This window comes from Enterococcus sp. E4-223 (assembly GCF_035727065.1).
In the GTDB taxonomy this organism is placed as follows: Bacteria; Bacillota; Bacilli; order Lactobacillales; family Enterococcaceae; genus Enterococcus_B; species Enterococcus_B faecium.
The window spans coordinates 142,267-157,379 of record NZ_JAPMLH010000009.1; the positions used below are offsets into that span (position 1 = coordinate 142,267).

The following is a 15,113-nucleotide window of genomic DNA, read 5'->3' on the forward strand; positions in this document are numbered from 1 at the left end:
AGGAGGAAAAGGAATGGATATTATTCAATTAGTCGGAAAAGATCCGCAAGTAAAAGAATGGGTCAGCAATTTAGAAGAAAAAATGCCTAGACAACTAATCACAGGATTAGCGGGCTCAGCGAAAACACTTCTATTTGCTCGAGCGTTTAAGAAAACAAATAAAAACATGATTATTCTGATGCCAAATTTGTATTATGCGAATCAGTTAGCAGAAGATCTGCAACATGTGATTCCGCAAGATCAGATCCATTTATTTCCAGTGGATGAAGTGCTTTCTGCTGAAATGGCCTTTTCTTCTCCAGAAGCGCGAGGCGAGAGAGTCGCAACGCTTAACGCACTTCAAGAAAAAAAAGCAGGTATCTATTTGTTGCCAGTCGCATCTTTGCACAAACGACTGCCGAATAAGAAAACTTGGCTACAGGCGCAATTGAATTGGCATATTGGTGATGAGATAGACGTGGAAAATCTTCCTCGCCAATTGACTTTGATGGGCTATGTACGAGAAGAGATGGTCGCAAAACCGGGAGAATTCAGTATTCGAGGAAGCATTATCGATATTTACCCGTTAACGACAACCTATCCTGTTCGTGTAGAACTATTTGATGTAGAGATAGATTCTATGCGGTATTTTGAAGCAGAAACACAACGCTCAATCGAAAAAACGGAAGAAATCTGGGTTTCCCCAACGAGTGAACAAGTCTACGGACCAGAGGATCTAGAACATGGAATAGAGCAAATGCAAAAAATGCTAGAAAAACGGCTTGCTGCGACCACAGAAGAAGCAGACCGCGAGTTTTTGCAAGATTACTTCGGTCGGCTGACTTCAAGCTGGCAAGCAGGTGTCCCGACAGAAGAAGCAAAATTCTACTCAGATCTTCTTTACCAAGAATCTGTGACGATCTTGGATTATTTCCCTTCAAATAGTTTACTAGTCGTTGATGATTATCAGCGAATCATGGAAACAAATCGGGAAATCGAAAGGGAAGCGGCAGAATGGCAGACTCAAAAAATCAGCGAATTGCGGGTGTTTTCTGAGCAGACATTTTCAGCAGATATACAAAAAATCGTACAGAAGGAAAAGTTCACCACAACCTTTTTCTCGCTCTTTCAAAAAGGAATGGGAAATCTTCGCTTCCAAGCAATCCATAATTTTCAATATCGGACGATGCAACAGTTCTTCGGACAAATGCCATTGCTGAAAACAGAAATGGACCGTTGGCGAAAGCAAAAGCAAACTGTTGTGATTTTTATTCCGACAAAGGACAGGATACGCAAAGCAGAACAAATGCTTCGAGATGAAGACATATTAGTAGTAGAAACAGAAAAAAATGCATTGATCAGAGGACAAGTGCAATTAGTTGAAGGAGCTTTGCAAGCTGGTTTTGAACTTCCTCAAGAAAAAATAGTAGCTATCACAGAAAAAGAAATTTTTCAAAAAACAACAAAAAAACAAACGAGACGTCAAACAGTAACAAACGCAGAGCGATTGAAAAGCTATAATGAATTAAAAGCAGGAGATTACGTTGTCCATGCCAATCATGGTATCGGGAAATACATCGGGATGGAAACGCTAGAAGTAGATGGCGTTCACCAAGACTATATGACTATTTTGTACCAAAACGACGATAAACTGTTTATTCCTGTTACTCAACTGAACCTGATCCAAAAATATGTCGCCTCTGAAGCCAAAGCGCCTCGCATCAATAAGCTAGGCGGAAGTGAATGGACGAAAACCAAGCGAAAAGTCTCTTCAAAAATCGAGGATATCGCTGACGATCTAATCAAATTATATGCCGCAAGAGAGTCAGAAAAAGGATATGCTTTTGGACCTGATGACGCCTACCAAAAAGAATTCGAAAATGCCTTCCCCTACTCTGAAACTGATGACCAGTTGAGAAGTGCAGCGGAGATCAAACGGGATATGGAAAAAGAAAAACCAATGGATCGGCTACTCGTAGGAGATGTTGGTTATGGGAAAACAGAAGTAGCGCTTCGAGCGGCCTTTAAAGCGATAAAGGAAAGCAAACAAGTAGCCTTTTTAGTTCCAACAACGATCTTGGCACAGCAGCACTATGAAACGATGCTGGAAAGATTTGAAGGTTTCCCCGTAAATATCGGGCTATTAAGTCGTTTCAGAACAAGAAAGCAACAAAAAGAAACCATCGAACAACTGCGTACAGGTCAAGTTGATATTGTTGTAGGGACCCACCGAATTTTGTCAAAAGATATTGAATTTAGCGATTTGGGTCTACTGATCATTGACGAAGAACAACGTTTTGGTGTAAAACATAAGGAACGATTGAAACAGTTACGTGCACAAGTGGATGTTTTGACTCTGACTGCAACACCGATTCCGAGAACTTTGCATATGTCGATGTTAGGCGTGCGGGATCTTTCAGTAATCGAAACACCGCCTGCGAATCGTTATCCGATCCAAACATATGTTATGGAAAAAAATCCTGGGGCTATTCGCGAAGCAATCCATCGAGAAATGGGACGAGGTGGACAAGTATTCTATTTATATAATCGGGTAGAAACGATCGAACAAAAAGTAGAAGAAATCCAAGAACTCGTTCCGGAAGCACGGATCGGTTATGCTCATGGGCAAATGACAGAGGCGCAATTAGAAAATACGCTTTTTGAATTTATTGAAGGTCAGTATGATGTTCTTGTCACTACAACCATCATTGAAACAGGAGTAGATATCCCGAACGCAAATACGTTGTTCGTTGAGAACGCTGATTATATGGGATTATCCACGTTATACCAATTGCGAGGGCGGGTAGGAAGAAGCAGCCGTGTCGCATATGCTTACTTTATGTATGAGCAGCAGAAGATCCTTAACGAAGTCAGTGAAAAACGTCTTCAGGCAATCAAAGATTTTACAGAACTGGGATCTGGATTCAAGATTGCGATGCGGGATCTTTCCATTCGCGGTGCAGGTAATCTCTTAGGTGCTCAGCAGCATGGATTTATTGATGCAGTCGGTTTCGATATGTATTCTCAAATGCTAAGCGAAGCTGTTTCTCGTAAACAAGGAAAGAATAGTCAAGTGGAGAAGACCACTGTTGAGATCGACCTCGGTGTCGATGCGTATCTACCTGAAACATACGTGGCAGATCAACGGCAGAAAATCGAGATCTATAAACGAATTCGTGAACTTGATTCGCAAGAAATGCTAGATGAACTAGAAGATGATCTGCTCGACCGTTTTGGAGAATATCCAGAAGAAGTAGCACATCTCTTGACAATTGGGCAGATCAAAATGGATGGCGATCGAGCGCTCCTAGAAACGATAAGGAAACAGGAGGCGCATATAGTCTTTACTCTAAGTAAAGTTGGAACAAAACGCTATAGTGTGGAACAGTTATTCGAAGCACTGACAGCGACAAAACTAAAAGCCAGTCTAGGCGTTGAAAAAGAACAGATGGTGATACGCTTGACGATCCCCAACCAAATGGAAGAAGCAGTATGGCTTCAGGAAATCCAAAAGTTTGTCAAAGCGTTGCGTGAGCAAAAATATCTGTCAGCGTAGGAAGGAGCAATGATTTGGATCATAAAGAAATGCGGCGCGTCATGCAAGGAGCATTTGTATTGACGATTGCTTCTTTCATAGCAAAAGTATTAAGTGCCCTTTACCGAATTCCCCTCCAAAACTTAGTCGGCGACGAAGGTTTTTATGTTTATCAGCAAGTTTATCCAATTTATGGGATAGCAATGACTTTAGCTTTATCCGGTCTTCCGCAGTTCATATCAAAGTACGTTGCAGAAAGAAAGAATCCTTTCGAGCGAAAGCAAGCTTTGCAAAATCTTTATCCCTTAGTATTTTGGACAGGTGTCTTTTTGTGGTTGTTTGCCTTTTCATTTAGCAGCTGGATTGCTTGGATGATGGGAGACATACAATTGAAACCGCTGATCCAAGTAGTTTCCTTTACCTTTTTGCTGATGCCTGGTCTATCTTTTTATCGAGGGAATTTCCAAGGAAGATTCTTGATGGAACCAACTGCTGTTTCTCAAGTAGTTGAGCAGTTCGTTCGTGTTTTTGTGATTGTCTGTAGTGCGTTTGCTTTTAGAAAGCTTGGATGGACGGTGTACCAAACAGGGACGGCAGCAATGAGTGGAGCTGTTTTTGGCGGTTTATGCGCATATGGGATCCTTCACTACTATGAACAAAAGATTCATGGAGGAGCGTTAAGCTTCCGACGGTTTCCATTGTTCAAACAGCCGTCAAAGCCCTTGATCCGGCGTTTTCTGGTAGAAGGCGGACTGGTTTCGATTTATAGTGGATTGCTTATCTTTTTCCAGCTGATCGACTCTTTCTTTGTAAAAAATGCTTTGGAAGTTTACGGACTGTCAGAATACGGTGCGAAGATAGCAAAAGGGGTCTATGATCGAGGTCAGCCTTTAGTACAATTAGGTTTAGTGATTGCCACTGCATTAAGTGCGACATTCCTGCCTGCGTTGACTCGTCATTTGACCAACCGGATCTATCGTCAGTTTTTACAGACAGCCAAAATCTATCTTAGATTGACGACCGCTTTAGCATTAGCTGCGTCTTTGGGATTAGCCTTGCTGCTCCCTTATATCAATTATGCGTTGTTTAAAGATTATGCGGGAAATGCAGCGCTTGTATTGTTTGTTTTTTCCATTGCTTTCACTGCAGTCATCCAAGCTTATCAAAGTATTGCTCAAAGCAAGAACTCGTTTCGCCCTTCTTTAAAAGGCGCAGGATGGGGACTATTGGTAAAAGGATTGACTACTTCTTTTCTGACCGGTTTATTAGGAACAGCAGGTGCAAGCCTGTCTACCCTTTTAGGATTAGGTGTGACGCTTTGGTATTTTGTTCGAATTGAAACAAAAGAGCTAAATGCTTTTTGGAAAGAACGGCATTTTGGACGGAAGTTGATGATCAGCCTTCTTTGTATGGCAGTAGTACTGCTGCTGTATTATGGTGTATTGAATATAGTGTTTGGTCCTGTAACTCATCGTTCCACTGCTTTTTTTGTCAGCGTGATAGGAGTTGGGATCGGGGCTTCTGTGTTCATTTATACAGTGATCCGTCTTCGTCTGTTTACAGTACGAGAATGGCTAATGTTGCCTTTTGGTAAGAAAATCCTGCGATTAAATAAAAAAATTAAAAAGTGAGGAATAAGATATGCGATTAGATAAATTTTTAAAAATTTCCCGAATCATCAAAAGACGATCAGTAGCAAAAGAAGTAGCTGATAAAGGAAGAATTCAAATCAACGGTAAATTGGCGAAATCTTCCAGTGATGTCAAAGTAGGCGATATTTTGAAAGTCCAGTTCGGCAATAAAACGTTGGAAGTGAAAATTACGGAATTACATGAATCAACCAAAAAAGAAGATGCACAAAAAATGTACGAAATTATTTCTGAAAATCGCACAGAAACACTAGAGAAATAGATTAGACAAGCTTTCACGATATTGGTATAATGAAAAAGACAATCAAAAAGATTGGAGCGAATCCAAGTGACGAAAAAAAGCAATAAAATCGCTGCGCTAGATACGGAATATGCAAAGAAAAAGTATGCTGAATTTCAGCAACAACAACGTCAACTGATTTTTCGAAGACGCAGACTGGCTGCAATTTTTGTTGGTGCTTTGGTCATTTTCGCGATAATAGGTGTGCAGATTTTCCATGACATGCAAAGGATGCATCAATTGAACGAATTGAGAGTCGAAGCAAATACTGAAATGAAAGAAGTCAACGCAGACGTTGATCAGCTGCACCAAGATGTTTCATTGCTGAAAGATGATGAGTATGTAGCTAAACTTGCCAGAAGCAAATTCTTTTACTCAAAAGACGGTGAAAAAGTTTATCCTATATTAGAATCAAATACAGACAGCTCGACAAATGAAACAGATCAATCAACTAGTTCTACAACTGCAAAATAAGCAGGAATATAAAAAAGGGAAATAATTAGGAGGAACATTTTTTTTATGTCAATCGAGGTAGGAGCAAAACTGCAAGGAAAAGTATCAGGAATCACAAATTTTGGTGCGTTTATTGATCTAGGTGCTGGAAAAACGGGTCTAGTTCATATTAGCGAAGTGTCAAATGGCTATGTAAAAGACATCCATGATGTTTTAAGTGTAGGAGATGAAGTAACAGTCAAAGTTATTTCAGTAAATGATGATGGAAAAATCGGACTATCTATCCGGAAAGCGCAGGAACAACCTGCTGAATCTGGAGAAGAAAGCCGTCCTAAAAAATATCAACAAAAAGATCCCCGTGACAACCGAAATCGTCCAGCACAGAAAAAATCTTTTTCTCGCAGTCAACCTTCAGCTCAAAAAGAAGACTTCGATTCATTGATGAGTTCATTTTTGAAAGATAGCGATGACCGCTTATCTTCATTGAAGCGAAACACAGAAGGAAAGCGCGGTGGCCGTGGCGGACGCCGCAGCTAAAAAGCCGCAAATAATGATAGTGCGACTATTTGGGTCATAGTATCAACAGAGGGCAGGTTAATTGTCGTTTTAGACGTTTTCCCGCTCTCTTTTTTTTAGGAAGAAAGGGTGTGGAAAGGATGAACGTTGAAAAAGGCGGGAAAAAAGCACCGCTATTACAGCAGTCATTTATTCGGCACGGGAATGAACAAGGATTCTGGCAACAAGGATCGAGAATTTTAGCAGCGGTATCAGGTGGTGTTGATTCGATGGTTTTGCTCCATTTACTTTTACAAGTGCAACGCCAAATCGGTTTTTCTTTAGGTATCGTCCACATCAATCACCAATTAAGAGAAGAATCAGCAGAAGAAGCTGCCTATCTTCGCTCATATTGTGAAGAGAAGAATCTCCCTTTATATGTAAGTATTTGGGAAGATCCAGCCAAATCCGCCATAGAAACAGAAGCTCGTAACTTTCGTTATCAAGAATTCACTCGCGTGATGGAAGAAGGACAATATGACACATTGATGACTGCTCATCACGGAGATGATCAAATCGAGACGGTGTTAATGAAAATCGTTCGTGGGGGACAGTTAAATACTTTTTCTGGAATCAAAGAAGTACAACCATTTGCTGCTGGCAGACTGGTTCGTCCGTTGCTGAGTTTTAGCAAAGAAGACCTATATACTTATGCAGCGGAATCGCAGCTTGTTTACTTTGAGGATCAGACAAACCAATTGTTAGATGTCCAGAGAAATCGGCTTCGTCATTTGGTAGTTCCTCAATTGAAACAAGAAAATACACAGGCGTTGAGACATTTCCAGCAATTTTCGCAACAGATCCAATGGGCAGACCAAGTCATTCAAAAATATATGGGACAGTTGATCGAAAAGGAAGTCGAACAGTGGGAGGAACAATTTCGATTTTCTGCAGAAATGATTGAAGAAATGACAGATGCTGAACGATACTATTTTTTTTACTCCTTTTTCGACAAAGCATTCTCAAAAACAGGGATTATTTTGAAAGAACAACAAATGGAGTCGATTTTAGACCAGTGGCAACAGAAAAAAAGCCAATGGCAACTCAGTATTGGCAATAATTGGATACTGAAAAGAGAGTATCATTTTGTTGTACTCGCTAAAAAAGAAAAACAAGCAACTAGCCAGACAGAAAACCAGCGCTTGTTGCTGATTCCAGAACAAGGAATATATTTGAATGAAACAGAATGGATTGGTCTGGTCAAACCTGAAAATGCAGGGGACATCAAAGCAACAGATTCATGGTCTCTATTTTCTCATGACATTTGGATTCCTGCTGATGTGCAACTGTATGTCGAAAAAAGAAAAGCAGGAGACCGCATTAAATTAACAGAGAATCTCACAAAAAAAGTATCTAGATATTTTATCGATCAGAAAGTACCTAATTCACAAAGGCAGCATGCTTGGATCATTACAGATGCCAAAAGAAATATATATAGCTTGATACCTTTTGCCTTTTCATATTTGAGTATTCGTGAAGAAACTGATAAAATACACTACATACTTCTTTACAAATATCAAAAAGAAGCAATTGGAAGGAGAACCTGATGTTGGAAAAGGATATTGAGAGAATTTTGATCTCACAAGAAGAGATACAAGTTCGTTGCAAAGAACTAGGCAAAGAGTTAACAGAAATTTACCAAAACACCAATCCCCTAGTAGTAGGTGTCTTAAAAGGAGCGGTACCATTCATGGCAGATATCGTTCGTTCTATCGATACGTATTTGGAATTGGATTTCATGGATGTTTCAAGCTACGGGAATGCAACAGTCTCGTCAGGGGAAGTAAAAATCGTCAAAGACTTAGATACGAATGTAGAAGGTCGCGATCTGTTGATCGTTGAAGATATCATTGACAGCGGAAGAACACTTGCTTATTTAGTGGATCTTTTCAAATACCGCAAAGCAAAATCAGTCAAAATTGTTACACTACTTGACAAACCTGAAGGAAGAGTAGTAAATATCGAAGCAGATTATGTTGGCTTCAACGTACCAAATGAATTTGTGGTCGGTTATGGCTTGGATTATGCAGAAGCATATCGTAACCTTCCGTACATCGGTGTATTGAAACCTAGTGTTTATCAATCAAATTAATGCTGTATCTCAATTAAATTATGGTACAATAGAATGGTCAGGATTGATAAAAAACTGTTAAATTAAATTGACGCTTAGGGAGGGCAACTATGAACAAAAAGAACAACGGCATGATGAAAAATGCCTTGTATTATGTCCTCGTAATCTTAGCGATGGTAATGGTCGTTTATTTTATTTTTGGTAATAACGGCCAGCGATCGTCAGATATCGAGTACTCAAAATTCACAGAACAACTACAAGCAGGCAAGATCAAAGAATTTGAAGTGCAGCCTGCAAATGGTGTATATAAGATCACTGGTGAATACAAAGAACAGCAGACCGTCGCTAACAGCGGTGGGTTAGCTATCTTAGGTTCAACAGATACGACTACTACCCATTTCACAACAATCATTTTGCCAAATGATACAACATTGAGCCAAGTAACAGAACTGGCAAAAGAAAACAAAGTTGCTACAACAGTAAAAGAAGAATCAAGCAGCGGTATATGGGTTTCCCTATTGCTTAGCTTCTTGCCAATCGTAATCATCATCTTTTTCTTTTACATGATGATGGGACAACAAGGCGGCGGTGGCGGTGGCGGCCGTGTCATGAACTTTGGTAAATCAAAAGCCAAAGAAGCAGACAAAAAAGCTAATCGCGTACGTTTTTCTGATGTAGCGGGTGCGGAAGAAGAAAAACAAGAACTAGTTGAAGTTGTTGAATTTCTGAAAGATCCTCGCCGATTTGTTGAATTAGGTGCCCGTATCCCGGCAGGTGTACTTTTAGAAGGACCTCCAGGAACAGGTAAAACCTTATTAGCAAAAGCTGTTGCCGGAGAAGCTGGAGTACCGTTTTACTCGATCTCGGGTTCTGATTTCGTAGAAATGTTTGTCGGTGTCGGAGCAAGTCGTGTTCGTGATTTGTTTGAAACAGCGAAGAAAAACGCACCAGCTATCATTTTCATTGATGAAATTGATGCGGTAGGTCGTCAACGTGGTGCCGGTATGGGCGGCGGACATGATGAACGCGAACAAACATTGAACCAATTGCTTGTAGAAATGGATGGCTTCGACGGAAATGAAGGAGTAATCGTCATTGCTGCAACCAACCGTTCTGATGTACTAGACCCAGCGTTACTACGTCCAGGCCGTTTTGACCGCCAGATTTTAGTTGGACGTCCAGATGTAAAAGGTCGTGAAGCAATCTTGCGAGTCCATGCACGGAATAAACCGATGGCAGATGATGTTGACTTGAAAGTTGTGGCTCAACAGACACCAGGTTTTGCCGGAGCAGATTTAGAAAATGTCTTGAATGAAGCAGCGTTAGTAGCTGCTAGAAGAAATAAAAAGAAAATCGATGCTTCTGATATCGATGAAGCGGAAGATCGCGTGATTGCAGGTCCAGCTAAAAAAGATCGCGTAATCAGCAAAAAAGAACGCGAAATGGTTGCTTATCACGAAGCTGGTCATACGATTGTCGGATTAGTATTGAGTCGCGCTCGGGTCGTCCACAAAGTAACGATCATCCCTCGCGGACGCGCCGGCGGATATATGATCGCTTTACCAAAAGAAGATCAGTTCTTGATGACGAAAGAAGATATGTTTGAACAAATCGTAGGCTTACTTGGTGGACGTACAGCTGAAGAAATCATCTTCAATGTCCAATCAACTGGTGCTTCCAATGACTTTGAGCAAGCGACAGCTCTAGCACGAAGCATGGTAACAGAATATGGAATGAGTGATCGTTTAGGTCCTGTTCAATATGAAGGAAACCATCAAGTGTTTGTTGGCCGCGACTATGGTCAAACAAAAGCTTACTCTGAACAAGTCGCTTTCGAGATTGATCAAGAAGTACGAAAAATCTTGATGGAAGCTCATGATAAAGCTCGAGAAATCATCGAAGCTCATCGTGCACAGCATAAACTGATTGCTGAAAAACTTTTGGAATTCGAAACATTGGATGCCAAAGCAATCAAGTCATTGTTTGAACACGGTGTGATGCCTGAAGGTACTGAGTCAAATGATTATCCAAGCGAAAAAGAAGCGAAAACTTTTGAAGAAGCAAAACGTGCTTTGGAAGAAAAAGACGCTGAAAAACAAGCGGAAGAAAAACGTGATTTTGAAGAAGCAAAACATGAACTGAATGAGGAAAATAAAGCAGAACATGATTCAGATTCTCAACAATCAGAAGATAATCATTCAGACGATCAATATAAATAAAAAAATATAGGTCAATTGATCTGATATGACTCCCGAAAACCGGAACAAAAACCGGTTTTCGGGAGATTTCTTTATTTAAGTTGTAAATAGGATGATGTCCTGTTTTCTAGATGATTCTGAATTATTTTTAAAAGAAGCATTCCAAAGTTGAAAAAAGCAGTAGTTGCTAGTATGATTCACTATGAGTTTAAAAACGGAAAAAGGAGTACATAACAAATGAAAGATTATTTGGTTAAGGCACTTGCTCACGACGGATTCGTCCGAGCATACGCCGTTCAAGCAACAAATACCGTAGCGGAGGCACAAAGACGTCATGATACTTGGCACACCTCCTCAGCTGCTTTGGGACGGACATTGGTCGGTAGTCTGCTACTTGGTGCGACGCTCAAAGGAGAAGACAAACTAACTGTTCGAATCCAAGGCGATGGTCCAGCAACAGGAATTGTAGTAGATGCAAATGGAAAGGGAGATGTGAAAGGTTACATCAAAAATCCGCATCTCAGTCTTCCTCTAAATAGTGAAGGTAAAATCGATGTGCGGGGAGCAGTTGGAACACAAGGAATGTTTACTGTCACAAAAGACTTAGGATTAAAAGAACCTTTTTCTGGGCAAACGCCGATTGTTTCTGGAGAAATCGCTGAAGATTTTACTTACTATCTTGCTATCTCAGAACAAATCCCTTCAGCTGTTGGACTGAGTGTATTGGTCAATACTGACGACAGCATCAAGACGGCGGGAGGATTCATGATCCAAATCATGCCTGGTGCCGATGAAGAAACAATCAGCAAGATCGAAGAACAATTAAAAACGACACCAAGAATCTCTACCCTCTTAGATGAAGGACAGACACCAGAAGAAATATTGAAAGGATTGCTTGGTACAGAAGAATTGAACATTTTGGAAAAAATGCCTGTTCAATTCAAATGTGACTGTTCAAAAGAAAAATTTGCAGAAGCAATTATCGCGTTAGGTGCAGAAGAAATCCAAGCAATGATAGACGAAGATCACGGTGCAGAAGCGGTTTGTTCTTTCTGTAATAACAAATACAAGTATAGTGAAGAAGAATTAGCTGGATTGAAGAAAGAAGCCTTAGGAGGGATTTAAGTGGAACACACATGGAAAATCGGCAATGTGGAAATCCCTAATCGTGTCGTTGTTGCACCGATGGCTGGAATAACAAATTCAGCATTTCGAGTCACTGTCAAAGAATTTGGTGCAGGCTTAGTCGTATGTGAAATGATCAGTGACCAAGGTATTCATTTCAGAAACAAAAAAACTTTAGAGATGCTCCACATTGAAGAAACAGAACATCCATTAAGTTTACAGATATTTGGCGGAAATAAAGATAGTCTAGTTGAAGCTGCTCAATTTGTCGAAGAAAACACAGCTGCCGATATAATAGATATCAATATGGGCTGTCCAGTAAATAAAGTGATCAAAGCAGAAGCAGGAGCAAAATGGCTTTTAGATCCTGAGAAAGTATACGAAATGGTCCAAGCTGTTTCTTCAGCAGTAGATATCCCAGTAACAGTCAAGATGCGTATTGGTTGGGATGAAGAGCACGTCTTTGCTGTAGAAAATGCATTAGCAGCACAATCAGCTGGAGCAAGTGCCATCGCTATGCATGGACGTACACGGGTTCAGATGTATGAAGGAAAAGCGGACTGGGAAGTATTGAAAGAAGTGAAAAAACATTTGACGATCCCATTTATGGGGAACGGGGATGTCAAAACGCCAGAAGATGCAAAACGGATGCTTGACTATGTCGGTGCAGACGGTGTGATGATTGGTCGTGCAGCGCTGGGCAATCCATGGATGATTCACCGCACACAGCATTATCTCGAAACAGGAGAACTGATTCCTGAACCAACACCAGCCGAAAAAATTGCTACAGCTAAACTTCATTTACAACGCTTAGCAGATCTCAAAGGAGAAAAAGTAGCTTGTAGAGAATTCAGAACACATGCGGCTTATTATTTAAAAGGGATTCCTCGAGCAGCGAAAGTGAAAGTAGCAATCAATCAGACAGAAAAACAGCAAGAAATCAATGACCTGCTGGATCAATTTGTAGAAAAAGCGGAAAAAGTACTATTGAAACAAACGTTGTGATTTCTAAGTTTTTCGTGAATTTTCAAGCCGAAATTCCAAGTTCGGCTTGCTTTTTTTGTGTTTCATTGGCATTATAGGAAAGAGATTAACATGAGAATGGAGGAACTTTTGTGACACAGGAACAACAACATCAAGTAGAAGATTTAAATGATCAAATGCTTGTACGTCGTCAAAAAATGGAACAATTGCGTGAAGATGGAATCGATCCATTTGGAAAACGATTTGAACGCACGCACAACTCAGAAGAATTGCATGAACTATTTGATCCAAGAACAAAAGAAGAACTAGCAGAAATGGGATTGACCGCTAGTGTAGCTGGTCGTATGATGACTCGCCGAGGAAAAGGGAAAGCTGGATTTGCGCATCTACAAGATCGTGAAGGCCAAATTCAAATTTATGTAAGAAAAGACCAAGTAGGTGATGAGGCCTATGAAGTATTCAAACATGCAGACCTTGGAGATTTCTTTGGTGTAACTGGACAAATCATGAAAACAGACACAGGCGAAGTTTCTATCAAAGCTTCAGAAATCACGATTTTGTCAAAAGCACTTCGTCCACTGCCAGATAAATACCATGGCTTAACGAATATTGAACAACGCTACAGACAACGCTACTTGGATTTAATCAGTAATCGCGAAAGCTTTGACCGATTTATGAAACGAAGCCAAATTATCAGCGAAATCCGTCGCTATTTAGATGGCAATGGCTATATTGAAGTAGAAACACCAGTATTGCACAATGAGGCAGGTGGAGCTGCCGCACGCCCATTTATCACGCATCATAATGCACTGGACATTGATTTATATTTGCGTATTGCGCTAGAACTTCATTTAAAACGACTAATTGTTGGCGGAATGGAAAAAGTTTATGAAATCGGCCGCGTTTTCCGTAATGAAGGAATTGATACTACACATAATCCAGAATTTACGATGTTAGAAGCATACACAGCATATACTGATTTCAATGATGTAATGAATCTGACAGAAGGTATTATCCGTAACGCAGCTGAAAAAGTACTAGGAACAGCAAAAATCACATATGATGGACAAGCTGTCGACTTAGAAAGTGACTTTAAACGCATCCATATGGTAGATGCAATCAAAGAACAAACTGGTGTAGACTTCTGGCAAGAAATGACATTGGAAGAAGCATTAGCTTTAGCCGAAAAACACAATGTAGAAGTAACCGAAGCTATGGGTGTCGGACATGTTATCAATGAATTCTTTGAAACATTTGTTGAAGAAACATTGACACAACCGACGTTTGTATACGGACATCCAGTCGAAGTTTCGCCTTTAGCGAAGAAAAATCCAGAAGATCCTCGATTCACAGATCGATTCGAACTATTCATCGTGGGGCGCGAATTTGCTAATGCCTTTACAGAACTGAACGATCCAATTGATCAAAGAGAAAGATTCGAAGCGCAAGAAAAAGAACGTGAACTAGGAAATGACGAAGCTCACGGTGTAGACGAAGACTTCTTGGAAGCCTTAGAATACGGTATGCCGCCAACTGGTGGTCTAGGTATCGGGATCGACAGATTAGTAATGTTGCTAACTGATGCACAATCAATTCGGGATGTTTTGCTATTCCCAACAATGAGATAATCGAATAAAAGCTGTCTAAGGAATTCCTTAGGCAGCTTTTGCTGTGTAGAAAGGAATAAATAATAACGAAAGTTCAAAAGCTAATGCCGACTATTCTAGACGTTAAAGAAGACGAAAACGAACGATAAAGAAAGAAAAGTTATGAATAATCGTTTATTGAAAAAAACTTGAAAAAATACAAAAAATTCGTTGACCAAGCTAAATTTAGTTGGTATATTATTACTTGTCCAAAAGACAGAAGAAAATATTTATTCAAAAACATAACAAAAAAGTTATTGACATGTTACTAACGACATGATAAGATAACTGAGTCGTTAAAAAAGAACCACTTGCGAAGCTTGATTCTATCGAAAAAAACTTCAAAAAAGTTCTTGACAAATAACAAACGATAAGTTATGATAAATGAGTTGCTGAAAGATTTCGAAAAACGAAATCGAAAAAAACTTTTAAAAAGAGTTGACAATCGCTTGTCTCTCTGATATGATATAAAAGTTGCTACGGCAGCCAAAAATGAATCGGGAAACACTCTCGATGAAGTAGACCTTTGAAAACTGAACAAAGTAAGACAAACCAAATGTGTAGGGCGTCTTGATTCAATTCAAGACAACAAACATTTTTAACAAGCAAGCAATATGCTAGCAAACAAATTGAGCTTA

The 15,113-nt window shown here is 40.0% G+C and carries 11 protein-coding genes; all 11 read left to right on the forward strand.

Going from position 1 to position 15,113, the window contains the following annotated elements; translation table 11 throughout:
* Positions 1 to 13: 13 nt before the first annotated feature.
* The 11 genes from mfd to lysS all read left to right on the forward strand — a co-directional run bounded on the left by mfd (position 14) and on the right by lysS (position 14,457).
* Positions 14 to 3,535, forward strand: coding sequence for a transcription-repair coupling factor (mfd, locus tag OS139_RS12430; protein WP_016628011.1), 3,522 nt, complete (start codon positions 14 to 16; stop codon positions 3,533 to 3,535).
* A 14-nt stretch (positions 3,536 to 3,549) separates the two neighbouring features.
* The gene (locus tag OS139_RS12435) at positions 3,550 to 5,145 is read left to right on the forward strand and encodes a putative polysaccharide biosynthesis protein (protein WP_325066963.1); all 1,596 of its coding nucleotides are present in this window, start codon (positions 3,550 to 3,552) and stop codon (positions 5,143 to 5,145) included.
* Between the two features lie 10 nt (positions 5,146 to 5,155).
* On the forward strand, positions 5,156 to 5,425 hold the full coding sequence (locus OS139_RS12440) for an RNA-binding S4 domain-containing protein (protein WP_002287407.1): 270 nt from the start codon (positions 5,156 to 5,158) through the stop codon (positions 5,423 to 5,425).
* A 66-nt stretch (positions 5,426 to 5,491) separates the two neighbouring features.
* A complete protein-coding gene (locus tag OS139_RS12445) occupies positions 5,492 to 5,917 on the forward strand; it encodes an FtsB family cell division protein (RefSeq protein WP_002287409.1) in 426 nt (141 codons plus the stop codon).
* Positions 5,918 to 5,962: 45 nt separating this feature from the next.
* Positions 5,963 to 6,433, forward strand: a complete 471-nt coding sequence (locus OS139_RS12450; protein ID WP_002287412.1) for a S1 domain-containing RNA-binding protein — start codon at positions 5,963 to 5,965, stop codon at positions 6,431 to 6,433.
* Between the two features lie 119 nt (positions 6,434 to 6,552).
* Positions 6,553 to 7,998, forward strand: coding sequence for a tRNA lysidine(34) synthetase TilS (tilS, locus tag OS139_RS12455; protein ID WP_016628009.1), 1,446 nt, complete (start codon positions 6,553 to 6,555; stop codon positions 7,996 to 7,998).
* Positions 7,998 to 8,543 carry a hypoxanthine phosphoribosyltransferase gene (gene hpt / locus OS139_RS12460; RefSeq protein ID WP_002287415.1) on the forward strand — a complete coding sequence of 182 codons (546 nt, stop codon included), beginning with the start codon at positions 7,998 to 8,000 and terminating at the stop codon, positions 8,541 to 8,543. The genes tilS and hpt overlap by 1 nt, the downstream gene beginning before the upstream one ends.
* Positions 8,544 to 8,632: 89 nt before the next feature.
* A complete protein-coding gene (gene ftsH / locus OS139_RS12465; protein WP_104856508.1) occupies positions 8,633 to 10,741 on the forward strand; it encodes an ATP-dependent zinc metalloprotease FtsH in 2,109 nt (702 codons plus the stop codon).
* 216 nt (positions 10,742 to 10,957) lie between these two features.
* A complete protein-coding gene (hslO, locus tag OS139_RS12470; protein ID WP_002298174.1) occupies positions 10,958 to 11,845 on the forward strand; it encodes an Hsp33 family molecular chaperone HslO in 888 nt (295 codons plus the stop codon).
* A complete protein-coding gene (gene dusB, locus OS139_RS12475) occupies positions 11,846 to 12,850 on the forward strand; it encodes a tRNA dihydrouridine synthase DusB (protein ID WP_002307694.1) in 1,005 nt (334 codons plus the stop codon).
* Positions 12,851 to 12,960: 110 nt separating this feature from the next.
* Positions 12,961 to 14,457 carry a lysine--tRNA ligase gene (lysS, locus tag OS139_RS12480; RefSeq protein ID WP_002296055.1) on the forward strand — a complete coding sequence of 499 codons (1,497 nt, stop codon included), beginning with the start codon at positions 12,961 to 12,963 and terminating at the stop codon, positions 14,455 to 14,457.
* Positions 14,458 to 15,113: the final 656 nt, after the last annotated feature.

Excerpts from the sequence above, each read along its gene's own strand:
- tilS (WP_016628009.1), top strand. The coding sequence starts at position 6,553 with ATGAACGTTGAAAAAGGCGGGAAAAAAGCACCGCTATTACAGCAGTCA.
- OS139_RS12450 (WP_002287412.1), top strand. The coding sequence starts at position 5,963 with ATGTCAATCGAGGTAGGAGCAAAACTGCAAGGAAAAGTATCAGGAATC.
- ftsH (WP_104856508.1), top strand. The coding sequence starts at position 8,633 with ATGAACAAAAAGAACAACGGCATGATGAAAAATGCCTTGTATTATGTC.
- hslO (WP_002298174.1), top strand. The coding sequence starts at position 10,958 with ATGAAAGATTATTTGGTTAAGGCACTTGCTCACGACGGATTCGTCCGA.
- OS139_RS12440 (WP_002287407.1), top strand. The coding sequence starts at position 5,156 with ATGCGATTAGATAAATTTTTAAAAATTTCCCGAATCATCAAAAGACGA.
- mfd (WP_016628011.1), top strand. The coding sequence starts at position 14 with ATGGATATTATTCAATTAGTCGGAAAAGATCCGCAAGTAAAAGAATGG.
- hpt (WP_002287415.1), top strand. The coding sequence starts at position 7,998 with ATGTTGGAAAAGGATATTGAGAGAATTTTGATCTCACAAGAAGAGATA.